23 protein-coding genes and 1 tRNA gene are annotated in these 21,815 nt (G+C 73.4%); 6 read left to right on the top strand and 18 right to left on the bottom strand.

Annotation, left to right across the window (positions count from 1 at the left end):
- Positions 1–134 precede the first annotated feature (134 nt).
- The 3 genes from QOL15_RS06060 to QOL15_RS06050 all read right to left on the bottom strand — a co-directional run bounded on the left by QOL15_RS06060 (position 135) and on the right by QOL15_RS06050 (position 2,435).
- Entirely contained in the window at positions 135–1,010 is an 876-nt protein-coding gene (locus QOL15_RS06060) for an alpha/beta fold hydrolase (RefSeq protein ID WP_065959904.1), read from the bottom strand.
- 97 nt (positions 1,011–1,107) lie between these two features.
- Positions 1,108–2,271: a helix-turn-helix domain-containing protein gene (locus QOL15_RS06055; RefSeq protein WP_071249307.1), complete on the bottom strand. Its 1,164-nt coding sequence runs from the start codon at positions 2,269–2,271 to the stop codon at positions 1,108–1,110.
- Positions 2,268–2,435 carry a hypothetical protein gene (locus QOL15_RS06050; RefSeq protein ID WP_171898703.1) on the bottom strand — a complete coding sequence of 56 codons (168 nt, stop codon included), beginning with the start codon at positions 2,433–2,435 and terminating at the stop codon, positions 2,268–2,270. The genes QOL15_RS06055 and QOL15_RS06050 overlap by 4 nt, the downstream gene beginning before the upstream one ends.
- 200 nt (positions 2,436–2,635) lie before the next feature.
- On the opposite strand from QOL15_RS06050, the gene QOL15_RS06045 reads away from it, so the two are divergent.
- From QOL15_RS06045 to QOL15_RS06035, 3 genes are all read left to right on the top strand, one after another.
- Complete coding sequence (locus QOL15_RS06045) at positions 2,636–2,986, top strand: GntR family transcriptional regulator (protein ID WP_071249309.1); 351 nt, start codon at positions 2,636–2,638, stop codon at positions 2,984–2,986.
- 11 nt (positions 2,987–2,997) lie between these two features.
- Entirely contained in the window at positions 2,998–3,942 is a 945-nt protein-coding gene (locus QOL15_RS06040; RefSeq protein ID WP_139197588.1) for a DUF1648 domain-containing protein, read from the top strand.
- Positions 3,943–4,182: 240 nt separating this feature from the next.
- Positions 4,183–4,875, top strand: a complete 693-nt coding sequence (locus tag QOL15_RS06035; protein ID WP_083394122.1) for a bifunctional 2-polyprenyl-6-hydroxyphenol methylase/3-demethylubiquinol 3-O-methyltransferase UbiG — start codon at positions 4,183–4,185, stop codon at positions 4,873–4,875.
- 74 nt (positions 4,876–4,949) lie between these two features.
- On the opposite strand, the gene QOL15_RS06030 is transcribed toward QOL15_RS06035, so the two are convergent.
- The gene (locus QOL15_RS06030) at positions 4,950–6,392 is read right to left on the bottom strand and encodes a GAF domain-containing serine/threonine-protein kinase (RefSeq protein WP_071249313.1); all 1,443 of its coding nucleotides are present in this window, start codon (positions 6,390–6,392) and stop codon (positions 4,950–4,952) included.
- Positions 6,393–6,508: 116 nt separating this feature from the next.
- Between QOL15_RS06030 and QOL15_RS06025 the strand changes: the two genes are divergently transcribed.
- Positions 6,509–7,087, top strand: a complete 579-nt coding sequence (locus QOL15_RS06025; protein WP_083394123.1) for a tetratricopeptide repeat protein — start codon at positions 6,509–6,511, stop codon at positions 7,085–7,087.
- A 101-nt stretch (positions 7,088–7,188) separates the two neighbouring features.
- Complete coding sequence (locus tag QOL15_RS06020) at positions 7,189–7,791, top strand: dihydrofolate reductase family protein (RefSeq protein WP_071249315.1); 603 nt, start codon at positions 7,189–7,191, stop codon at positions 7,789–7,791.
- 135 nt (positions 7,792–7,926) lie between these two features.
- Here the strand turns inward: QOL15_RS06020 and QOL15_RS06015 are convergent, their stop codons facing one another.
- The 13 genes from QOL15_RS06015 to QOL15_RS05955 all read right to left on the bottom strand — a co-directional run bounded on the left by QOL15_RS06015 (position 7,927) and on the right by QOL15_RS05955 (position 19,950).
- Positions 7,927–8,118: a hypothetical protein gene (locus QOL15_RS06015; protein ID WP_065959893.1), complete on the bottom strand. Its 192-nt coding sequence runs from the start codon at positions 8,116–8,118 to the stop codon at positions 7,927–7,929.
- Between the two features lie 55 nt (positions 8,119–8,173).
- The gene (locus tag QOL15_RS06010; protein ID WP_305405604.1) at positions 8,174–8,737 is read right to left on the bottom strand and encodes a hypothetical protein; all 564 of its coding nucleotides are present in this window, start codon (positions 8,735–8,737) and stop codon (positions 8,174–8,176) included.
- On the bottom strand, positions 8,734–9,309 hold the full coding sequence (locus tag QOL15_RS06005; RefSeq protein WP_065959888.1) for a DUF6286 domain-containing protein: 576 nt from the start codon (positions 9,307–9,309) through the stop codon (positions 8,734–8,736). Before QOL15_RS06005 ends, QOL15_RS06010 begins: the two co-directional genes overlap by 4 nt.
- A gap of 8 nt (positions 9,310–9,317) precedes the next feature.
- Positions 9,318–9,632 (bottom strand): hypothetical protein, encoded by a 315-nt coding sequence (locus tag QOL15_RS06000; RefSeq protein WP_065959887.1) that lies wholly within the window; start codon positions 9,630–9,632, stop codon positions 9,318–9,320.
- Complete coding sequence (locus tag QOL15_RS05995) at positions 9,629–9,820, bottom strand: DUF2273 domain-containing protein (protein WP_065959885.1); 192 nt, start codon at positions 9,818–9,820, stop codon at positions 9,629–9,631. The genes QOL15_RS06000 and QOL15_RS05995 overlap by 4 nt, the downstream gene beginning before the upstream one ends.
- A complete protein-coding gene (locus tag QOL15_RS05990) occupies positions 9,813–10,271 on the bottom strand; it encodes an Asp23/Gls24 family envelope stress response protein (RefSeq protein ID WP_065959883.1) in 459 nt (152 codons plus the stop codon). The genes QOL15_RS05995 and QOL15_RS05990 overlap by 8 nt, the downstream gene beginning before the upstream one ends.
- Before the next feature lie 422 nt (positions 10,272–10,693).
- Complete coding sequence (locus tag QOL15_RS05985) at positions 10,694–13,534, bottom strand: alpha/beta fold hydrolase (protein WP_071249419.1); 2,841 nt, start codon at positions 13,532–13,534, stop codon at positions 10,694–10,696.
- Positions 13,535–13,806: 272 nt separating this feature from the next.
- Positions 13,807–14,547, bottom strand: a complete 741-nt coding sequence (locus QOL15_RS05980) for a hypothetical protein (protein ID WP_071249417.1) — start codon at positions 14,545–14,547, stop codon at positions 13,807–13,809.
- A 156-nt stretch (positions 14,548–14,703) separates the two neighbouring features.
- The gene (locus QOL15_RS05975) at positions 14,704–15,678 is read right to left on the bottom strand and encodes an alpha/beta hydrolase (RefSeq protein ID WP_071249413.1); all 975 of its coding nucleotides are present in this window, start codon (positions 15,676–15,678) and stop codon (positions 14,704–14,706) included.
- Positions 15,675–16,523, bottom strand: a complete 849-nt coding sequence (locus QOL15_RS05970) for a carbohydrate ABC transporter permease (protein ID WP_071249411.1) — start codon at positions 16,521–16,523, stop codon at positions 15,675–15,677. Before QOL15_RS05970 ends, QOL15_RS05975 begins: the two co-directional genes overlap by 4 nt.
- Complete coding sequence (locus QOL15_RS05965) at positions 16,520–17,506, bottom strand: carbohydrate ABC transporter permease (protein WP_253181538.1); 987 nt, start codon at positions 17,504–17,506, stop codon at positions 16,520–16,522. Before QOL15_RS05965 ends, QOL15_RS05970 begins: the two co-directional genes overlap by 4 nt.
- A 73-nt stretch (positions 17,507–17,579) precedes the next feature.
- Complete coding sequence (locus QOL15_RS05960) at positions 17,580–18,905, bottom strand: extracellular solute-binding protein (RefSeq protein WP_065959874.1); 1,326 nt, start codon at positions 18,903–18,905, stop codon at positions 17,580–17,582.
- Positions 18,906–18,954: 49 nt separating this feature from the next.
- A complete protein-coding gene (locus QOL15_RS05955; protein WP_071249423.1) occupies positions 18,955–19,950 on the bottom strand; it encodes a family 43 glycosylhydrolase in 996 nt (331 codons plus the stop codon).
- A gap of 218 nt (positions 19,951–20,168) precedes the next feature.
- Here QOL15_RS05955 and QOL15_RS05950 point away from each other — a divergent pair, with 218 nt between their 5' ends.
- Positions 20,169–21,191, top strand: coding sequence for a LacI family DNA-binding transcriptional regulator (locus QOL15_RS05950; protein ID WP_171898702.1), 1,023 nt, complete (start codon positions 20,169–20,171; stop codon positions 21,189–21,191).
- Positions 21,192–21,637: 446 nt separating this feature from the next.
- Here the strand turns inward: QOL15_RS05950 and QOL15_RS05945 are convergent.
- Positions 21,638–21,711 (bottom strand) — tRNA-Pro (locus QOL15_RS05945).
- Positions 21,712–21,815 lie beyond the last annotated feature (104 nt).

Here is a 21,815-nt window from a genome sequence, read left to right as displayed (position 1 = left end):
GGGCAGCGGCGGCCGTTCCCTGCGGGTCGTCTCAGTTTCGGGCGCAACCTGCAGCCGACACCGAGGAGAGCACTCGCCGGTGTCCCCCGGTCTGTCCCCCGCCCCGCTCGCCGTCGTCGCGGCCGACCCGGCGGTCAGGAGCGGTCGAGGTGCGCCTGCACGAGTGCCTGCACGGCTGCGGCGTCGTGGTGGTCCCACAGTGCGAAGTGGGTCCCGCCGGGCAGGGTGACGAGCTCGACGTCCGGCACCGCAGCGGCGACGCGGGCGCTGTGCTCGGGCAGCACGTCGGTGTCGGCGTCGCCGTGCACGAGCAGGGTCGGAGCCCGGACGGCACCGAGCTCGAGGTCCTCCACGGCACCCAGCACCCGGACGTCGTTGTCCCACCCGCCACGGTGTCCACCGGAGGCGTTGCCGCCCGTCGCGAGGTCGAGCACGAACCCGCGACGCAACGGGTCGCGCATGACGTCGGCGACGTGGTCCCGGAGCGCCGCACCCCGGAGGGAGCTGACGCCCTCCGACGCGGCGCGGACCACGACGCCGGGCAGGACGCGGGCGGCGAGCGCCGAGAGCCGGGACCCCAGCCGCGTCCGCGAGACGATCCACTCGGCCACCGAGGGGCGCGGCGGCGTCCACCGACCCGACAGTCCGGCGGCGACGACGAGTGCGGAGACGCGGTCGGGGTGCCGGACGGCGAGCCGGTATGCAGCCGGTCCCCCGCCGGACCAGGCCAGCACGGCGACGCGGTCGATGCCGAGCCGGTCGAGGAGTGCGACGTACCGGTCGCTCTCGTCGTCGAGCGAGGACCGTCCCGGCAGGAGCGACGTCCCGGCGTACCCGGGGCGCGCCACGGAGACGACCCGGAAGCGGTCGGCGGGCAGGAACCGACCCATCACCTCGGCGGTGCGGAGTCCGCCCGGGGTGCCGTGCAGCACGAGCACCGGCGATCCCGCGCCGCGCACGGTGGCGGCGACACCGTCGGTGTCGGTCGTCGGGGACGATCCGGGCTGCATCACTCCACGGTACCCAGGCGACCACGTCACGGGCCGGGGGTGCGGGTCGGGGACGAGCCGCGCCTCCCGGCCGGTCTGCCGACCACCTCGTGGACGGTCACCCGGCACGGCGGGCCGACGCCCTGCGGACCGGTCCGCCGACCCCGACGAGCCGTCGTTGGCCGCGCAGGGTGGCACCGGGGAACTCGCCGTACTGCGCCGCGTATGCACCGGAGAAGCGGCCCATGTGCCGGAAGCCGCACGAGTGCGCGACGGCGGCGACCGACGTCTCGCGGACGTCGGCGAGCTGGAGTGCCAGCCGGGCCTTCTCGAGGCGGAGGTCCCGGAGGAAGGCCGTGGGGGTCGTGCCCTCGCGGCGTTGGAACGTCTCCTGCAGCGTGCGGACGCTGACCTCGGCCGCCGCGGCGATGTCCGCGGTGGCGAGCGGCCGCGCGAAGTGCGCGTACATGAAGGACTTCGCCCGAACGATCGTGCCGACCGGGACGTCGGGCGGTCCGCCGTCGCGCTCGGGGCGGAACGCCTGCAGGACGGCCTCGGCGAGCCGCAGGTCGAGTGCCGCGCGTTCGCCGTCGACCACGGTCTCGTCGAGCAGACGGGCCGCGACCTCGCGGAGCACCGCCTGCAGGGGCGCGAGGTGGCTCGAGGGCACCGAGACCGGGAAGGCGAGCGGGACCGGGGCGTTGCCGTCCTCGACGACCGCGACCGCCTCGAGGAAGTCGGCGTCGAAGTGCACGAGGTGCACCGTCCCGGGCGGTGCCGTGGCGGCGAAGGGCCGACCCGCCGGGCACATCACGGGGACGCCGGCGCGGAGGGTGACGCCGTCCTCGCGGTCCGGGTCGATGACGACGCCGCCCTCGACGGACCAGGCGAGGACGTACTGCCGGTCGGGGGCGAGCACACCGGACCGGTGCGCCGACACGGACGAGGTGCGGAGGGTGACGTGGTCGTCGCCCGTGCAGCGGTAGCGGAAGGTGAACGGGGCCGTGGGAGTGCGTGCCGGGTGGTCGGTGCCGGCGTGCGGGTCGGTGCCGGTGCCGGTGCCGGGTCCGGTGCCTGTGCCGGTGCCGGTGCCGGTGCCGGTGCCGGTGCCGGTGCCAGCGTGCGGATCGGTCGTGAAGGTGACGTCGCGGGCGTCGTACACCTCTTCGTAGAGGGCGCGGGCGTCGTCCGGGTCGCTCCCACCGCGGTGGACGGTGCGCGGCGTCGCGGCGTGCGTCGGCGCGTGTGTCGGCGGCCCGACGTCCGCCTGCGCGGCGGTCACCGGTGCTCCGGTCTCCGCGGCACGGGTGTGCCGACGAGGTCGGCGAGCGACGGGGTGGCCACCGGCTCCGCGAGCTCCCACCCGCGACGGGCGGCCCGCCGGAGGTGGCGGTAGGTGGTCACGTGGACCTGCTGGACGTGCTGGTCGGTCTCGTACTTCGACATCGTCGTGCTCCCTGCATCACGGCGCCGCTGCACCGCCCCGTCCGACCCCCTGCGGATCGTCCGTGCGACGCCGACGCACTGCGGACTCGTCGTGTCCCGGACGGTACGCGGCGGCGTACCGTTCGCCGGGTCAGATCCGCGCATGGTGGATGTCCCGGATCCCCTTCTCCGGAGTGCATTGCTCGCCTACTATGCGAACTATGCTGATCACCGTCGACCCCGCAGCGCGGGCCTCGCTCGCCGAGCAGATCGCCGCGCGGGTGCGGACCGCGATCGCCCGCGGGGAGCTCCGGGAGGGCGAGAAGCTGCCGTCCGCGCGGGACCTCGCGGCGGCGGTCGACGTGAACATGCACACGGTGCTGCGCGCCTACGCGCGGCTGCAGGAGGACGGGCTCATCGAGCTCCGTCGCGGCCGGGGGGCCACCGTGCTCCGGTCCGGCAACGCCTCGTTCGACCAGCTGCGCTCGCTGGTCGGCGAACTCCGCGACCAGGCGGAGGCCCTCGGGGTCCCGCTCGACGACCTGTTCACCATGATCAAGGGGGCACGATGACGACACGACCGATGAGCCGAGCGACACGGACGGCGGTGACCGCACCGGCGGCGGTGCTGCTCCTCGCGCTCCTGGTGGCGGCGGTGGCCCTCGGGCCCGAGCTGCCCGCCCGCATCGCGCAGCACTTCGACGCCGCCGGCACCGCGAACGGGTGGGGATCGCCGTGGCCGGTGTTCGGCGGGGCCCTCGCGACCGCGGTCGTCGCGCTCGGCGTCGCCCTCGCGGTACCCCGGTTCCCCGACCGACGGACCGCCGCCATGGTCGTGCTCGTCACGGAGCTGCTCGCCTCGGTGCTCGTCGTCACCTGGATCCTGCTGGCGGTCGTGAACCGGTCCGCCGAACCCACCCTGCCCGTCGCCGCGACGCTCGTCATCGTGCCGGTCGCGGTCGTGGCCGGGGCGGTCCCGCTCGTCGCCCTCTGGCGGACGGCCGGCCCGGTCCCCCGTCGCGCGGTCGCGCCGCTGGCGGTGCCGCCCGGTGCCCGGGTCGCGTGGCGGGGCCGTGCCGGGAGCCGCTGGTTCGCGGTGCTCGGGGTCCTGCTCACGGTGATCGGCGTGGTCGCGGCGGTGATGGTCGGCGTCGGGGCGGACGCCACCGGGACCGCGGTCATCACGGGTGGGGTGTCCGTGTTCGTCGGCCTCACGGTGCTCGTGCTCGCCCGGGTCGAGGTCACCGTCGACCGCCGCGGTCTCCGGGTGACCTCCGCCGTGACCCGGCTCCCGCTCATGCGCGTCCCGCTCGACCAGGTCCGGTCCTGCGGGTGGGAGGACGTCTCCCCCGGACAGTGGGGCGGTTGGGGGTACCGGATCAGCGGCCGCGGCGTCGCGTACGTCTCGCGATCGGGACCGGGGCTCGTCGTCGAGACGGTCGGCGGCGGCGCCCGCCTGGTGACCGTGGACGGGGCTGCCGAGGCGGCCGCCACCCTCGGGGCGCTGCTCGAGGCACGCGCGGCCTGACCCGGCCGGCCGGCGGACGCGACCCCGGGGCGGACGGGAGGGACGGGGTCGGGCCGCCACGCGCCTCCCCTCCGTCGTGGGCGGACGGGAGGGACGGGGCGGCCAGCCACGCGCCTCCCGTCGGTCGGCCCTGGCGGCCGGGAGGCACGGGGCGGGGCCGCCACGCGCCTCCCGGCCGGATCGTTGCCGGACCGGCAACGCGGCTTGCGCCGCGGCGCAGCCGCGCGGTGGACTGACCGGATGCACGAGCACGACACCGCTGCCGCCCGAGCCGACGAGCGCGGCGCCCAGGTCGACGAGCGGGACGCCCGCACCTGGTGGGAGGAGCGCTACGCCGAGCGCGACGGCATCTGGTCGGGCCGCGTGAACGCCGTCCTCGCCGCCGTCGCCGCGGAGCTGCCGGGCGGCACCGCCCTCGACCTGGGGTGCGGCGAGGGCGGTGACGTCGTCTGGCTCGCCGGGCGGGGCTGGCACGCGACCGGGGTCGACCTCTCCCCCACGGCGGTCGCCCGTGCCGCAGCCGCCGCGACCACCGCCGGGGTGGCCGACCGTACCGCGTTCGCCGCTGCGGACCTCGCCACCTGGGTGCCCCCGGCGGGCGAGCGGTACGACCTCGTCACGGCGTCGTTCCTGCAGTCGTGGCCGGTCGAGATCCCGCGCGCGGCGATCCTGCGACGGGCCGCCGGGTTCGTCGCACCCGGCGGGCACGTCCTGGTCACCGCGCACGCCGCGCCCCCGCACCGCGACCTGCCCGCGGAGATGCGGTCGTACCGGTTCCCGACGCCCGAGGAGGACCTCGCCGCACTACGGGGCGACGACCGTGACACGTGGGAGGTCCGCCACGCCGAGCTCCGACCGCGGACCGCGACCGCCCCGGACGGGACGGCGCACGAGACGGCCGACAGCGTGGTGCTGCTGCGTCGGCGGAGCTGACCGACCGGACCCGGCCGGGCTGGGCCCAGCCGGACCTGACCGGGTCAGGCCTGACCGCGCCGGACCGGGCTCGCTCAGACGCCGTGCGCGTCCAGGGGCAGCGCGTCGTTCGTGGTGCGCAGCGACTCCTGCCGGAGTTCGAGCTGCGTGACCGCCAGCGCCGCGAGGTCCCGGAGGTTCGCCAGGTCGGCCTCCGAGGCCTCGCGCGGGTGCGTGTCGAGCACCGCGAGGGTGCCCACCGCGGTGCCGTCGTGGCGCAGCAGGGGGACGCTCACGTAGAAGCGCAGGCCGAGCGGGCCGGTGACGAGCGGGCTCTCGCGCATCTCGGGGTGGGTCGAGCCGTCCGGGATCACGACGGGCACCGGCACGGGTGCGAAGCCGTTGCGGAAGGTGATGTTGCGCGCGGCCTCGTCGACGCCCTCGGCGATCCACGACTGCGACCACTCGCGGTCCTCGTCGAGGACGTCGACCAGCGCGATCGGGGCGTCGAACAGCCGGGCAGCCATCGCGACGGTGCGCTGCAGCGACTCCTCGGGCAGGACGTCGAGCGTCGTGGGGCGCGTGCCCTCGGCGGTCGCCGGGCGGGTGCCGTCGGCGGTCGCGGGACGGGTGCCCTCGGCGGTCGTGGTGCGGCCGCCGTCGGTCGACCCGGGCGACTGACCGCCGGACGGGTCGCTGCTGGCCGTCTCGGCGATGACGACGTCGCGGAGCATCGCGACGAGCTGCCCGCCGACCGGACGGTCGGCCGGGGTCTGCGCGGTCATCGCGCGGAGCAGGTGCTTCCAGTGCTCGGGCAGCGGCTCCGGCAGGACCGGGCCGCGGGACAGGCGCGCGATCGCCGACTCGACGATGGAGCCGGGGAACTCCTGCCGTCGCGTGAAGCACTGCAGCAGCACGAGCCCGAGGGAGTACACGTCGCTCGCGGGTCCGACGTCGGCGCCGCGGGCCTGCTCCGGGCTGAGGTAGGCGGCGGTGCCGGTCGTGACGCCGTCGGCGGTGAGGCGCTCGACCCCGGCGGCCAGGGCGATGCCGAAGTCCGTCAGCCGTGCACGCGCGCGCTCCGAGCCGTTGCCGTAGTCGACGAGCAGGATGTTCGACGGCTTGATGTCCCGGTGCACGACGCCGCGGGCGTGGATGTAGTCGAGCGCCTCGGCCATGTCGTAGCCGATCTCGCCGATGTGCCGCGACGCGAGGGGGCCGGCGGACAGCCGCGCCTCGAGGTCCTGGCCGACCACGAGCGACATCACGAGGTACCGCTGCGCCACACCGTCCTTGGTGGTGAGCACGCCGGTGTCGAGCAGCCCGACCAGGTTGTGGTGCTCGAGCGAGGCGAGCACGCCGAGCTCGGCGTCCTGCCGGGCGATGTCGACCGACCCCGCGTGGAAGACCTTGACCGCGACCTGACGGTGCAGCACCTCGTCGGTCGCGCGGTACACGACGGACATGCCGCCGCGGCCGATGGCCTGCTCGATCCGGTACCGCCCGTCGAGGAGCGGCGCCGCGTCGTCGTGTCCCATGCGTTCCTCTTCGTGTCCGGGGGCAACGATGCATCTTCGCATCCCGACACGCCGCCCGGTGCACTCACCGCCCGCGACGCCCCGGCACGGGGCAGACACGCCGCTACGGTGGCCAGATGACGCACTCGAGCGACGACGCGACCGGCCGGGACGACGGACGGGAGGCGCGTGGCGGCGCCGCCACGGGCCTCCCGTCCGTCCCGCCCCGACCCACGGACGCGACCTGGGAGGCGGAGGTGGCCGCCCTGTGGGACGACGCGGCCGTCGACGGGCAGGAGCGGATCGCGCGCATGCACGTGCTCGCGCGGGCCGCGCCGCACCCCGCCCTCGGCGCGTTCGAGCTGGGCGGGGCCTTCGACTCGGGCGGGCAGGAGGCGGCCGCGCACGAGCAGTACGCGGCGGCGACCGCGGCGGGACTCGACGAGGTCGACCCGGACCGGGCCGCCCGGATGGTGGTGCAGCACGCGTCCACCCTGCGGAACCTCGGCCGGGTCGACGAGGCGATCGCCATGCTGCGGGACGCCCCCGAGCACCCGGCCACCGGGGCGGCGCCGCGGGTGTTCCTCGCCCTGGCGCTGCACAGTGCCGGGCGCGGTGACGAGGCGCTGCGGGTTGCGATCGAGGCGCTCGTCCCGACGCTGCCGCGCTACCACCGGTCGGTGCGGGCGTACGCGGCGGCGTTGACCGGGGAGTGACACCCTCGGCCGTGAGGCCTCCGGGACCGCACCGGGGACTGTCGCACGGAGACCCGCGGCACTAGCATCGGCGCCACCGCACACGCGACGAAGGAGTCCCGATGCCCGCACGGTTCGTGTACTGGATGAACGTCTCGGTCGACGGCTACATCGAGGCCGAGCCGGGTGAGCACGGCGGCCCGGACGCGCCGGGCTGGATCCGCATCGACGAGCAGCTGCACCAGGAGTTCAACGACCGGGCCCGGGCGATGACCATGTCGGTCGAGGGCCGCGTCGTCCGCGACATGATGGACCCCTACTGGCCCGACGCCCGGACGGACGAGTCCGCCCTCCCGGTGGAACGGGAGTACGGCGAGATCTGGACGGCCCAGCCGAAGGTGCTCGTGTCACGCAGCCGCACCAGTGCCGACCACGACACGACGGTCATCGGCGCCGACGGTGACGCGATCGAACGACTCGCGCAGATCCGCGAGGAGGGGTCGGGCGACGTCGGGGTCGGCGGTGCGAACGTCGCGACGCAGTTGCTCGACGCCGGCCTGCTCGACGAGCTCCTGTTGTTCGTCCACCCCGCAGTGCTCGGCCGCGGTCGACCGCTGTTCGATCCGCCGGCGTCGGGGACGCGGCCGCCGCTGCTGCTCGACCTGCTCGAGACGCGGTCGTTCGACAACGGCGTCGTCATGCACCGGTACGACATCCGACGGTGACGACGGACGGCGGACGAGACGGACGCCGCTGACGACGGACGGCCCGGATCGCGGTCGCTACGGACGACGAACGGACGGGAGGCGCGGTGCCAGCTGGCACCGCGCCTCCCGTCCGTCGTGGGTCGCCTGCTCGGGTCAGTGACCCTGGGCCGCCTTCGCGACCTTCTTCCGCAGCTTCGCGCGCTGCTTGCGGGCGTGCGGATCGTTCCACGCCATGCGGAGGGTCTCCGCGGTGCTCGTCTTCTTGACGACCGGCCGGTTCGACCGCGAACCGAGCCAGACGGCGATCAGGGCGACGACACCGAGGACGATGATGCGGTTGCGCATGGGGACTCCTTGCTGCTGGACGTGGGTCGTGCGGTGGCGGTTCGTCCGGGTCCGGCTAGTGGACGCGGGCGGGTTTTGCGAGGGTGGTGCGGGTGCCGCCGGTGAGGTGGACCAGGACCGGGAGCTGGTGGCCCAGGGTCTGGTCGAGGGTGTCGACGGCGTGCTCGACCGCGGTCAGGACACCGACCGCGTCCCCACCACGACGGACGTGGACCTTGATCCGCGCGGCCCGCTGCTTCCGGACCAGGTACGTGTCGACCTTCGCCGCGACCACGTCGTGGACGTCGGCGAGTTCGTGGTCGACCACGTCCCGCACGAGCGCGACGTTCACGGTGACCTGGTCATCGCCCGTGCGTTCCCGGGCCGCGACCGAGGTGCCGCCACCACCACGGGTGAACACCACGACCAACGCCAGGATGATCACGACCGCGCAGACGGCGGCGATGATCCGCAACGCCTGCGACGGCACGTCGACCTTCGACGGCAACGTGACGTAGGGCTCCACGGCGTCGCGGACGGGGGTGAGGACCCCGGCGCCGATGACGACGCCGACGATGATCGCGACCAGGCCGAGCAGGAACAGCAGGATCCGGTTCAGGGTGCGGTTCGTGGTCGTCACGACAGGGTTCCCTTCTGTTCCACGTGCACCCTCACGCGGGTGCCGTGCTTGCCGCCGAGCCGGCCGAGGCGTTCCTGGACGGCGTCGCGGACGGCTGCCTGGTCGACGGGGATGCCGGACAGGGGCACCACGCGCACCTCGGTGTGGTGGCCGCGGGCGGTGGCGGAGGTGTTCGACTCGGGCAGGTGCGCGGCGGATGCTGCGGCGTTGGCTGCGGTCGAGGCGAGGATGCGGGTGTCGATCACGACGGCGCCGCGGTCGTGGTCGATCGCGGAGCGCGACATCCGGCCGGGCTTGAGGGCGAGGACGACCAGGACGATCCCGGCGATCACGAGGACCGCGGCGATGACCTCGGCGATGGTCGTGAACGCCGCGTCGGGCTTCAGGGCGGTGTCGACGACGGTCTGCGGGTCGGCGAGCAGGGGTGCCTGACCGATCGCCTTCAGGACCGATTCAGTGCCGATCCACGCCGCGACGAGCGCGGTCACGACCAGGGCCACGGACACGGCGGTGGACCGGGACCGGTGCACGCTCCGGCGACGCAGGCGCCGCTCGATGCTGCTGGTGCTCATGGTTCCTCCTACCGGACCCGGCCCTCGTGCTCACGCACGATGCCGGTCAACTCGATGTGGGCGCGTCCGACCTTCCGGCCGGACAACTCCCCGACCCGGGCCCGGATGCGCTCGGCAGCGGCCGTGGCCGCACCGATGACGTCGTCCTGGGCCCGGATCGGGCCGGTGACCTCGAGCGACAGCATGCCGTCGTGGTCACCGAGGTCGACTCGGAGACGCTTCGCGGGAGCGCCGAGCCGTTCTGCTGCGACCGCCCGCGACAACGCGGTCAGTGCACGAGCGGTGATCTCGACGCGGCCCGGGACGTCCGGGCCGGCGCTCACCGGGAGCTCCGGCGTCCGGTCAGCACGTCGGTCAGGGCGCCGCGGTCGATCTTGCCGGTCGACAGGGCCGCCACGAGGGCGCCGATCAGGCCGAACACGATGACCAGGACGAAGCCCCAGAACCCGAACTGCAGTGCCACGACGGCGAGGATCGCGCCGATCAGGGCGCCGACCAGTGTGTTACTCAACGCGCGACTCCTTCTTGTCCTCGTTGTCGTCGTCGTCGCCCGGGATGTAGACGTCCTGGACGGTCACGTTGACCTCGACGACGTCCATGCCGACGATCTGCTCGAGCGCACGGCTGACCGAGGCGCGGACGCCGTCGGCGAGCTGCTGCAGCGGCACGGGGTACTCGGCGACGATCACGACGTCGGCAGCGACCTGCTTCTCGCCGACCTCGACCTTGACGCCCTGGCCGTGGTCGCGCTGGCCGATGGCGTCGCGGATGGCGCCGATGGCACGGGCGGCGCCGTTGCCGAGGGAGTGCACGCCGTTGACCTCGCGGGCGGCGATGCCGGCGACCTTCTCGACGACGGTGTCGTCGATCGTGGTCTTGCCGTTGGCGGACGACGGCTTGGTGCCGGCGGTGCGCGCGGCGGCCGGGGTGGTCGCAGAGGTCGTGGTGGTGGTGTCAGCCATGAGGTGTGCTCCTTCCGATGGGGACCCGCCGGGCTCGTGCCCAGCGGATGCTGTTCACGGATGAGACGGGCTGTCACCGAGGTTCGTCACGTCCCCCGTTCCGTTCCGAGCGATTCCCCAGGATCGGCGGATTCCCGCGGTGTGCTGTACCCCGATCGGTGTCCGGAGCGCGGTTGTCCTGCGCAACCTGGTCGCGCACGTGCGCCTTCCGGCGGTCCGGTGGCCGCCGTCGACGGCACCGGCCCCCGTCGGCGCTGCGCGCGCCGCGGTGCGGTCGTCCGCCGGTCCGGGCGGTCGCCCGGCGCGACCCGACGGGCGGTCGCCTGCTCGTCGGGGCGGCCACCGGTCCGTGACGCGGGACGGGACGGACGGGAGGCGCGCCACCCGCCGGTGCCGCGCCTCCCGTCCGTCCCCTCCCGACGTCAGTCGGCTGCGAGCCGCGCCGCCAGGACCGTCGCGAGCTCGGCGACGTGCGGTTCCCGCAGGACGGAGGTGTGCTCCGCGTGGATGCGCACCTCGTCGACGTCGCCGGGCAGGTAGGGGGCCCACCGGGCCGCACCCGACTCGTTGCCGTCGGCGATCACCAGTGTCACCGCTCCCCCGTAGACGGGCAGGCGGTGCCCGCGGGACACGACGAGCGCGTGGTCGAAGAACGCGCGGAACTGCTGCTGGCCCTGCCAGCGGAACACCCCGGCGCCGTACGCCCGCGCGTGCCGCCCGATCTGGCCCATCGGTGTCAGGACCCGCCCGCGGAACGCGCTCGTCCGCGCGGCCACGCGCCGGAGCGCGCCTGCCCGCGGGCGACCCGCTGCGGCCGGTGCCACCGGGTCGAGTTCACCGAACTCGACGACGCCGGCCTGCTCCGCGGCCTGGTCGGGCAGGTAGGTGTCGAGCAGGACGACACGGCGGACCTCCTGGCCGGCCGCCGTGAGGATCGTGGCCATCTCGAGGGCGACGATCCCGCCGAACGAGTGCCCGACGAGCGTGTACGGGCCGCGGGGCTGCACGATGCGCATGAGCTCGATGTACCGCTTCGCCATCGCGCGGACGCTCCAGTCCGGGACCGCGCGCCGCTCCATGCCGTGCTGCTGGAAGGCGTACACCGGGCGGTCCCCGAGCCGACGGGTCAGCGGCGCGTACGTCAACGCGAGGGCGCCGGCCCCGGCGATGCAGAACAGCGGTTCGGCCTCGAGTCCGGCCCGGTCGGCGAGCGCGACGACGTCCGGGTGGCTCGGGGTCGCCGCGGCACCGCGCCGGATGCGCTCGGTGAAGGTCCGGAGCGTGGGGTGCTCGAGGAGCTCGGTCGAGGGCAGGGTGACGCCGAGGCGGTCGCCCACGGCGGCGAGCATCTCCTCCGCCGACAGCGAGTCGCCACCGAGCGCCGCGAAGTCGTTGTCGAGTCCGACGGCCGGCAGCTCGAGCGGACCGACCGTCGGGAGGCCGAGCACCTCCGCCCAGATCTGCCCGACGGCGAGCTGCCACTGGTCGTAGGTGTCCGCGTCGAGCTCGAGCCCGGCCTCGACCGTCGGTGCCTCGGGCAGGGAGGCACGGTCGACCTTGCCGCGCTCGTTCCGGGGCAGCGCCGCCATCGGCACGATCGCCGTCGGCACCATGTAGTCGGGCAGCAGGTCGCGGAGCGCCTTGCGGAGCGCGGCGGGCGACGGCGACCGACGCCCGGGGCGGGTCACGACGTAGGCGACGAGCCGGGTCGGCGCGGGCGGGGCCTTGACCGCGACGACCGTGGCCTCCTGCACGGCGTCGACCGTGCGGAACGCGGCCTCGACCTCGCTCGGCTCGACCAGGTAGCCGCGCACCTTCACGGCGTCGTCGGCGCGGCCGAGGAGCGTGAGCCGACCGTCGGCGTCGAAGCGGCCGAGGTCGCCGATCGACCAGGTCGGGGTGCCGTCCGGGTCGACGCCGGCGCGGGTCGCGGTGACCTCCGGGGCGCCCCAGTAGCCGATCGTCATGGCGTCGGAGATGCACACGACGGCACCGCCCTCGCCGACGTCGGCGACCGAGCCGTCCGGGCGGCGGACCTCGATGCGCTTCCCGGTGACGATCCGGCCCGAGGGGACGCTGCGCTCCGGGATCGGGTCCTCGGCCCGGATCTCGTTCACGGCGTAGACGGCGGTCTCGCTCGAGCCGGTCCAGTTGCAGAACGACGTCGCGGAGCCGAGCAGCGGACGCAGCGCCGCGATGTCCGGACCGGTGACGGCCTCACCCACGGTGGCGACGATGCGGAGCCCGCGGAGACGGTCGTCGGCGGGGTCGAGCGCGGCCGTGATCGACCGGACCAGGTGCGGCGTGGTGTGCAGCGTGGTCAGTGCGGCGTCGCGGACCCAGGTGACGAGCCGGTCCACCCCGGTCCTCCGCGGGTCGACGACGTGCACCGACGCGCCCGCGAGCAGGGCGGAGAGGACGAGCGTGAAGCCCGCGGCGAAGCCGTGCGGGAGGACCGAGGCGACGCGGTCGTCGGGGCCGAACCGGAACGCCTCGCGCTGGGCGACGGTGTCGACGACGATCTGACGGTGGGACATGGTGACGCCCTTGGGGGCGCCGGTGGAGCCCGAGGTGAAGATGATGACCATGGGGTCCTGGCCGGTGCGGTCGCGGGCGCCGGGGACGGTGGGGATCGGGGCGGTCGGGCCGTTCGTCGCCTGGTGGGCCGTAGTCGTCGACCGGTCGGCCGTGGTCGCGGCCGTTCGTGCTCGTTCGAGCAGGTCGGCGGTGGTCGCGGCCGTTCGTGCTCGTTCCAGCAGGTCGGCGGCGGGCAGGACCCGGCCGCCCCGGCCCTGGGCGGCGACGAGCTCGCGCGCACGGTCGGCGTGTTCGTCGTCCGCGACGACGTCGACGATCCCGGCGAGCGCCATCACGTGCTGCAGCCGGGCCTCGGGGAGGAACGGGTCGAGGGCGACGATGATCCGTCCGGCGTGCACGAGCCCGAGCAGCGCCACGACCGAGCCGTGACCGTGCGCGACCATCACCCCGACCGGGACCGACGCTCCCCCGGGCTCGGCGCCGACACCGCGACCGCTGTGGTCGTCCGGCGTGAGCTGCTCGTGCAGGAGCGCGCCGAGCGCCCGGGCCGTGCGGTCCAGCTCCGCGTGCGTGAACGACGTGTGCTCGTCGGTCAGGGCGAGGGCGTCGGGCAGTCGCTCGGCGACGGCGGCGAGGCCGTCGAGCAGCGTGACGTCGAAGGGGTGCGGTGCCGACCGCGGCGGCTGCGCGGGAGCGGCTGCGGTCGTGTCGGTCGAGATGAGCATGGGGCCCCTGTTCACCGTGCTGCGGGTCGGTCGGTCATGTGACGCTAACTCGACGCCGGAGACGGGCGGACGGCAGGGGCCGGGGGGTGCGGGAAGCCGCGCAGAGGTGCGACTTCCCGCAGGGCGGCGGCGCGGGCGCGGGCCGTGGTCGCGGTCGCAGCCGTGGTCGCGGCTGTGGTCGCCGTCGCTGTCGCTGTCGCGGTCGCGGCTGTGGTCGCGGTCGCTGTCGCTGTCGCAGCCGTGGTCGCGGCTGTGGTCGCGGTCGCGGGCGTTCAGGGGATCGGGACCGGGTCCCACGCGACGGAGACCTGCAGCTGGAAGACGAGCACGTCGGGCCGGGGCCCGAACGACGAGCTGACGGACGCCGTCGCGCCCTGCACGCCGGGGACCTCGACACTCTCGCCGATGCGCTTCGTGCTCATCGTGTCGGCCGTCGCGGCGGGCTCGGTCGCCCGGTCCCGCAGTTCGTCCGCCTTCGTCGTCGGCAGGTCGGCTCGCTGCAGCGCGTCGCGGAAGGCACCGACCCCGGCGTCGACGCCCTCCTCGGTGACGCCGTCGACGCGCAGGAAGAACCGGCGCCCCTGGGGGATGATCACCTCGCCGCTGTCCGGGTCGGTCACCGCCTCCTCGGAGTCCGACGCCTCGAAGATGACCTCCCCCGCCGCGAGGTCGACGGACCGCCCGCCGGGCAGGAGCAGCCGGACCTGCCGCTCCGGGGTCGAGCTGTAGGCCCCGGTGGCGCCGCGAAGCGGCGCGCGCCCGCGGGTGTCGATGCCGAAGGCCTCGACGGTCGGCGGTCCGGTGAGGTCCCACACCTCGACGCCGTCCTCGTGGCGCATCGCGGTCGGGGTCGGTCCGTGGTGGATCACGCGGGACTCGCTTCCGTGTCCGGTGCCGGTCGAGCCGCCGGCCCCACCGGGGAGCGGACCCGAGCAGCCCGCGAGCAGACCCGCGACGAGCGCCGCGGTGAGCACCGTGGCGACGCCGAGTGCTGGTCGTCGGTACCGCGTCACTGCGACCTGCCCTCCCCGTCGTGGAGGTCCTCAGGCCGATCGCCCGTGTTCCCGGCGGCGACGATGCGCGCGTCCACTACTTGTGGGTACCCCCGTACGGGCTGATGGTAGTGGGACGGGGAACGGGTGTCCGCTCCGTGGCACCCCGACCCTCCGTCAGCGGCGGACAGCCGTCCGGATCGCGTCGGCGATCGCGTCGAGGGTCGCGGCCGACCGCTCGACCTCTCCGGTGAACGACAGGAAGGCGTGCGGGACGCCGGGCACGACCTCGTGGCGGACCGGGACCCGGGCGGCGCGCAGGGCCTCGACGTACCGGACACCCTGGTCGAGCAGCGGGTCGACCGCGGCCGAGACGACCATGGCCGGGGCGACGCCGTGCAGGTCGGGGGTGCGGATCGGTGACGCGCGCGGGTCGGACCCGTCCGCGTCGCCGAGGTACGTGTCCCAGAACCACCGCATCTGCGCCGCGGTGAGGACCGGGCCGTCGGCGAAGGTGCGCATCGAACCGGAGTCGTCGGCGTGGTCGGTCACCGGGTGGACGAGGACCTGCAGGACCGGCTGTCGGCCGCCGCGGTCGCGAGCGTGACGGGCCGCGACCGCCGCGAGGGTCGCTCCGGCGCTCTCGCCGAACAGGACGACCCGCTCCGGGTCGCCGCCGAGCTGGTCGGCGTGGTCGAGGATCCAAGCCACGGCGCCCTCCGCGTCGTCCACCGCCGCCGGGAAGGGGTGCTCGGGCGCGAGCCGGTAGTCCACGGACACGACTAGGCACCGTGCCCGGGCGCACACGACCCGGGCGATGTGGTCCTGACTGTCGAGGTCGCCGAGCACCCACCCGCCACCGTGCAGGAACACGGTGACGGGCAGCGGGCCACGGGCCTCCACCGCGTCCGGGACGTACAGGCGGACCGGGACGTCGCCGTGCGCCGTCGGGAGCGTCCGGTCCTCGACCATCCCGACCGCGACCACGGGTCCGGCGAGCGCCGCGAACCGGACGGCCTGCGCGCGCTGGCCGGCCACCGTCGCGGGCCCGCCGGCTCCCCCTCCGGACGGGTCGCGGGCGAGCCGCGCGAGGAGGGCGACGACCTGGGGGTCGAGCGTCGTCGGGTCGGGCGTCACCGGGTCCGGCGTCATCCCTTGACGGCCGAGCCGGCGACGCTCTGGATGAAGTACCGCTGGAAGGCGAGGAAGACGATCAAGACGGGCAGCACGAGCAGCGTGCCGAACGCGAACGTCTGGCCCCAGTCGACGGGCTCCTGGCCCGAGAACACGCTGATCTCGAGCGGCAGCGGGCGGGCGGTCGGGTCGGAGGTGACGATCGAGGGCCACAGGTACGAGCCCCACGAGCTGAGGAACGTCAGGATCGCGACCGTCGCGAACACCGGGCGGGCGTTCGGCACGACCACGCGCACGAACGTGCCGAAGGCCCCGAGTCCGTCGAGCCGTGCGGCCTCCTCGACACTCTTCGGCAGGTTGAGGAAGAACGTGTAGAACAGGAAGATCGAGAAGGCGTTCGCGATGAACGGGATCATCTGCACGACCAGGGTGTCGCGCTGACCGTTCAGCAGGTACAGCAGGGGCACCGCGACCGACTCGAACGGCACGATGACGAGCAGCACCACGAGCAGGAACACGGCGTTCTTGCCCTTCCACTGCAGCCGCGCGAACGAGTACCCGGCCATGGCGTTCACGACGAGCCCGCCGACGACGACCACGAGCGAGATGAGCACCGAGTTCGTCATGAACTGCCAGAAGTACCCGGTGGCGTCGGAGTCGAGCGCCGCGAACACGCCGCGGTAGTTGTCGAGCGACAGGTGGGTCGGCAGGAAGCCGGTGAACCCGTCGAGGACCTCGCCGCTCGGCTTGAAGCTGCCGAGGAGCAGGTAGTAGACGGGGGCGAACATGAGCGCCGAGAGGACGATCAGGATCGCGTAGGAGCCGGTCTTGGACGCCAGACGGCGCGGGCGGATGGTGGTCAACTCTCACTCCTCTGTCGGAGCACGGCCCGCTGGACCAGCGCGATGACGACGATGATCACGAACAGGACCACGGAGATCGCGGTGGCACGGCCGACGCTGTTCTCGGTGATGATCGCGTTCGTGGCCTGGTACAGGACGGTGCGCAGGGCGTTCTCGTTGCCCCCGGCCGTGGTGATCAGGATGTACACCTGGTCGTAGACGCGGAACGCGAAGATCGTGGTGAGCAACACCACGAAGATCAGGGTGTTGCGCACGCCAGGGACGGTGATGTGCACGAACTGCTGGAAGCCGTTCGCCCGATCCAGCCGGGCCGCCTCGTAGCGTTCCTCGGGGATCTCCTGCAGCGCGGCGAGGATGATCACCATCTGGAACCCGACGCCCTGCCAGACGGACAGCGCGATGACGGACAGCATCGCGGTCGCGCCGGAGCCGAGCCAGTCGTGCGGACCGACCGCTCCCCCGGTGACCGCGTCGACGGCACTGTTCAGCAGGCCACTGCCGCTGCGGTCGAGGATGACGCGCCAGATGACCGCGACGAGCGCCATCGGGAACACGACGGGCATGAAGAAGAAGGTGCGGAAGAACCGGATGCCCTTGAGCTGCTGGTTGAGCAGCACGGCGAAGACCAGGGCGAGCCCTGTCTGCAGCGGGATGACGACCGCCGCGAAGAACAGGTTGTTCCCGAGGGCCCGGAGGAACTGGGGCGCCTCGACCGGGTCCGTGAACAGCCGGACGTACTGGCTCATCCCCACGAACGTCGGCGGACGCGGGGAGCCGAGCTGCACGTTGAAGAAGGACAGCCCGATGGCCGCGGCGAACGGCACCGCGATGAACAGGACGATGCCGGCCATCGCGGGCAGGGCCATGAGCGGACCGGCGACGAGGTCGCTGCGCTGCCGGCGGAGCTGCCGGGGTGCCCGACGGCGCCGTTCGGCGGACGGTGCTGCCGGCGCGGCCGGCTGCGGGGTGGTCGTGGTGGTCACGAGGACTCCTGGTCTCCTGGTTCTGCGGGAGGACCGGGGTGGCGGCGCCGAGGTCCGACGCCGCCACGGCCGATCACTTGTAGTCGTTGTTGTCCGAGTAGGCCTGGTCGATCGACTTCGCAGCGGTGGTCAGCTGCTCCTTCGCGTCGGCGCCGCCCCAGACCGCCGACAGGGCGCTGGAGAACTTCGACGTGATGACCGGGTAGCCCGGGGTCACCGGACGGTAGACGGCGATGCAGTCCTTCGTGATCGCGGTCGCCGGGCAGGACGCCTCGAGCTGCTTGCCCCAGAGGGCGAGCGCGCCGCCCGACTGGTAGACGCTCTGCGCGGTGAACGCCGACTTGGTCGCCGCGGGTGCGCCGTTGGCGTCGGTGATGGCCTTCACGTTCGCGTCGTTCAGCAGGTAGTCGAGGAAGGCACCGGCGGCCTTGCCGTGCTTCGTCGCGGAACCGATGCCCCAGGTCCAGGAACCGGCGCCGACCTTCTCGCCGTCACCGAAGTTCGGCAGCGGCAGGGCGACGAGGTCGCTGCCGACCGCCTTCGAGTAGGTCGGGTAGTTCCAGTGCCCGCTGAGGCTCAGCGCGACACGGCCGTTCGGGAAGGCGTTGCCGTCGGTGTTCGAGTCGACGTAGGGCTTCCAGGACGCGATGTCCTCGAGGGCCTTGACCGAGTCGGACGAGTCGAGCACGCCCGACGCCTTGTCGCCCTTGACGAGGTTGCCCCCGGCGGACTGCAGCATCGGCGAGAAGCCGTACGTGCCCCACTCGCCGTTCAGGGCCGACTCGGACAGGTCGAGCGACTTGCCCGACGCGTTCGCGGCGGCGAGCTTCTTCAGCGCGTCCGAGAACTGGTCCGGGGTCCACGCCTCGGACGGCGAACTGGGGATGGACACCCCGGCCGCCTCGAGCATCTTCTTGTTGCCGTACAGGCCCATCGCGGAGCTGTACTGGGCCAGGCCGTAGAGCTTGCCGTCGTACGTGCCCTCGGCGATGGAGCCGTCGGTCGCGTTCGACACGGTCGACTTCGACACGGAGCCGGTCAGCGGCGCGAGCTTGCCGTTGTACGCGTAGCTGGCGAGCGTCGGCCCGTCCATCTCGAGCACGTCGGGCAGCTTGTTCGTGGGCGTGTTCGTGACGGTGCTCGTGTAGGTGTCACCGGAGATCAGCTTGAGGGTGACGTGCACCTTCTTCTGCGACGCGTTGAACGACTTGACGGTGTCCTGGATGGCGCTGACCTCGCTGTCCTGGCCCTGGTGGCCCCAGACGACGATGTCCCCGGTGCCGTCGCCGGCAGCACTGCCGGATCCGGAACCGGCGGAGCAACCGGTGAGGGCGGCAGCGGCGACCGCGAGCATCGCGACGGCCACCCCCGCTCGGCGGGCGGTGAGCTTGGTGTTCATGGTTCTCCTCGGGAAGGGTTCTTCGGGGTGGCGCGGGTTCGCCGCGGGATCAGGGGGTGGTGGCGACGGCGGGAGCGCGCAGGGCGAGCTGTCCGTCGACGACGTCCACGGGGACCGGGTCGGTCAGCACACCCGGCAGGGGGCCGCCGGCGGGGCCGTTCTCGAACGTCACGAGCGCCCACGACCCGCCGCGGTGCTGCACCAGGCGCCCGGAGTACCGGGTCGCGTCGGTCAGCGGTACCGCACGGGTGACGTCGAAGGGGCCGGTGGGGTCGTCGATCGGCATCGACCAGGTGCCCGGGGTCGAGTGCACGGCGGGGTGCGCGGGGCTCAGGGCCTCCTGCGGGCACGAGAACAGCAGGAACCACTGCCCCTGCACCTCGACGACCTGCGGGACCTCGAGGTGCACGAAGCCGGAGCCGGGCGTGCTCAGCGGCGGCCGGACCTCCCAGTGCTCGAGGTCCGGGGAGACCGCGTGACCGACGACGCCGCGCTCGTCGAGCGTGCCGTCGTTCGTCCGCGCGGTGACGAGCATGTGCCAGCCGTCGCCCGACGGGTCGCGGAACACCCACGGGTCGCGCCAGGCCTCCTCGCGGAACACCGCACCCTCGGCGTCGGGAGCGGCGCCCAGCGTCTCGTACCAGCGTGCGTCGGCACGGGTCACCGGACCGGGACGCTTGTGCCAGGTGCGGAGGTCCTCCGACACGGCGACGCCGACGGTCTCGACGTTCGTGTGGTCCGGCTCGTCCGCCAGGAACCGGGTGCCCGTGTAGAACATCCGCCACAGGCCGTCGTCGCCACGGACGACGCTGCCGGTCCAGGTGGTCGTCGCGTCGAAGTCGTCGGCGGACCCGGGTCCGAACGGCTGCTCGGTCGGCTCCCAGTGCACGAGGTCGGTGCTCGTGGCGTGGCCGATGCGGGCCGCGCGGTGGCGGCGCCCCTCGTCACCGAGGGAGGTCGGCGCCTGCAGGAAGAACACGTGGTGCTGCGCACCGTCGTCGGCGAACCAGAAGTCCCACACCCAGTGGTCGGGGACCCTCAGCACGTCGCACCACACGGACGGACGCTGTCGGTCAGGAGGAGGTCAGTCACTGCTCGGCACCACTCTTCATCGAGGTCGTCATCGGTTGCACCTGCGTTGGTGAACCGGTTGATCACGAATGGTGTACCGGTTCACCACCTGCTGTCAAGCCCGTATGATGAGCGAATGCGCAAACAGTCCGCGGAAGTGCCGTGAGTGCGCGACGCGTCACGCTCTCCGACGTGGCGCAGCAGGTCGGCCTGTCGAAGGCCGCGGTCTCCCAGGTCCTGAACGACCACCCCGCGTCACGGGTCTCCGCCGACGCGGCAGCGCGCATCCGAGCTGCGGCCGGCGAACTCGGGTACCGCCCGAACCTCACGGCCCGCTCGCTCACGACCCGGCGGTCGGGCGTCATCGGACTCGTGTCCGAGGCGATCACCACCGACCGCTTCGGCAGCGGCATGATCCGCGGTGCCCTGGCCGAGGCGAAGCGCCAGGGCCACGTGCTGTTCATCACCGAGACCGAGGACCAGCAGGACGCGATGGCCGCGGCGTTCGGCGTGCTCATCGACCACCAGGTCGACGGCCTCGTGTACGCCTCCATCCGCCCGCACCCGGTCGACCTGCCCGACGTCGGCGGCGGCATCCCGACCGTGATGCTCAACGCCGTCGCCACCCGCCCCACCACGACCGTGCTCGCCGACGAGCGCGCCGGTGGCGAGGAGATCGTCCGCCTGCTCCTCGGGGCCGGCCACACCGACGACGTCGTCGTGATCGGTCGCGACCGTGCGAGCTCGGTCGAGTGGAGCACCGCCGCGATCGAGCGACGTCTGGACGGGATCACGACCGCGCTCGACGCCTACGGGGTCGTCCCCGTCGCCGAGGTCGACTGCCACCCGTGGGACCCCGACCACGGGTACGTCGCGATGCGGGACCTGCTCGCCGGCGGTCGGCGCCCGGCGGCCGTCATCGCGCTCAACGACCGTCTGGCGTTCGGGGTGTACCGCGCCCTGGCCGAGGCCGGGATCTCGGTCCCCGACGAGGTCTCGGTCGTCTCGTTCGACGACGACGACATCGCGCTCTACCTCGAACCGACCCTGACGACGGCGGCCCTGCCGTACGAAGAGATGGGCGCCCTGGCCGTCCGCCTGCTGCTGCAGCCGGACATGGCGCCGGACGAGCACCTCGTGCCGATGCCCGTCCGGGTTCGCGGTTCGGTGTCGGCGGTGCCGCAGGGCATCCGGTCGTTCGACCGGCCGCACTGACCCGGCACGGTTCGATCTCGACGGCGGCTATCGTGCTGCGACGAGAGCGGACCGCGAGTGCGCCAGGACGGAGACGACCACGTGCTGAGGCGCAAGACGACGCTGGCGGTCCTCACGATCCTCCTGGCCTCGGTGGCGCTCGTCGCCTGTGCCGGCACGCCCACCGGGAAGCGACGGGCACCTCTTCGCCGTCGCGTACCGGGACTTCGACGGCTTCACCGCGAATACCTTCTCGCTCGGGTTCTCCACGGGCACGACGGACAAGCCGGAACCGGACCACCGCTTCTCGCGACGCTGACCGCGCTCGGACGAACCGGCGCGGACGCCCGTCGGCGGCATGCACCGCTCGACCACACTGCAGCCCGCAAGTCCCGTGGACGACGAGAGGCCCGCAGCCATCCGGCTGCGGGCCTCTCGTCGTTGCGGTGTCTCACGACACCTTCCGGTCGGGCTGACAGGATTTGAACCTGCGACCCCTTGACCCCCAGTCAAGTGCGCTACCAAGCTGCGCCACAGCCCGTAGGTCCGCAAGCGGACCCGGAACCCCACGAGTGGGGCTCCACCACCCACGTCCGACCGGAGCGTGAGCAGCCCGTCAAGCATAGCGGACCCCGGAGCCCCTCC

This window comes from Curtobacterium sp. MCBA15_012, assembly GCF_001864935.2.
GTDB lineage: Bacteria > Actinomycetota > Actinomycetes > Actinomycetales > Microbacteriaceae > Curtobacterium.
Note: the sequence above shows the minus strand (reverse complement) of the source record. Positions and strands in the feature narration are given on the sequence as shown.

What these genes read in the sequence shown, in the direction of transcription:
- QOL15_RS06060 (WP_065959904.1), bottom strand. Translation starts at nt 1,010, where the DNA reads ATGCAGCCCGGATCGTCCCCGACGACCGACACCGACGGTGTCGCCGCC.
- QOL15_RS06050 (WP_171898703.1), bottom strand. Translation starts at nt 2,435, where the DNA reads ATGTCGAAGTACGAGACCGACCAGCACGTCCAGCAGGTCCACGTGACC.
- QOL15_RS06045 (WP_071249309.1), top strand. Translation starts at nt 2,636, where the DNA reads ATGCTGATCACCGTCGACCCCGCAGCGCGGGCCTCGCTCGCCGAGCAG.
- QOL15_RS06040 (WP_139197588.1), top strand. Translation starts at nt 2,998, where the DNA reads ATGAGCCGAGCGACACGGACGGCGGTGACCGCACCGGCGGCGGTGCTG.
- QOL15_RS06035 (WP_083394122.1), top strand. Translation starts at nt 4,183, where the DNA reads ATGCACGAGCACGACACCGCTGCCGCCCGAGCCGACGAGCGCGGCGCC.
- QOL15_RS06030 (WP_071249313.1), bottom strand. Translation starts at nt 6,392, where the DNA reads ATGGGACACGACGACGCGGCGCCGCTCCTCGACGGGCGGTACCGGATC.
- QOL15_RS06025 (WP_083394123.1), top strand. Translation starts at nt 6,509, where the DNA reads ATGACGCACTCGAGCGACGACGCGACCGGCCGGGACGACGGACGGGAG.
- QOL15_RS06020 (WP_071249315.1), top strand. Translation starts at nt 7,189, where the DNA reads ATGCCCGCACGGTTCGTGTACTGGATGAACGTCTCGGTCGACGGCTAC.
- QOL15_RS06015 (WP_065959893.1), bottom strand. Translation starts at nt 8,118, where the DNA reads ATGCGCAACCGCATCATCGTCCTCGGTGTCGTCGCCCTGATCGCCGTC.
- QOL15_RS06005 (WP_065959888.1), bottom strand. Translation starts at nt 9,309, where the DNA reads ATGAGCACCAGCAGCATCGAGCGGCGCCTGCGTCGCCGGAGCGTGCAC.
- QOL15_RS05990 (WP_065959883.1), bottom strand. Translation starts at nt 10,271, where the DNA reads ATGGCTGACACCACCACCACGACCTCTGCGACCACCCCGGCCGCCGCG.
- QOL15_RS05985 (WP_071249419.1), bottom strand. Translation starts at nt 13,534, where the DNA reads ATGCTCATCTCGACCGACACGACCGCAGCCGCTCCCGCGCAGCCGCCG.
- QOL15_RS05975 (WP_071249413.1), bottom strand. Translation starts at nt 15,678, where the DNA reads ATGACGCCGGACCCGGTGACGCCCGACCCGACGACGCTCGACCCCCAG.
- QOL15_RS05960 (WP_065959874.1), bottom strand. Translation starts at nt 18,905, where the DNA reads ATGAACACCAAGCTCACCGCCCGCCGAGCGGGGGTGGCCGTCGCGATG.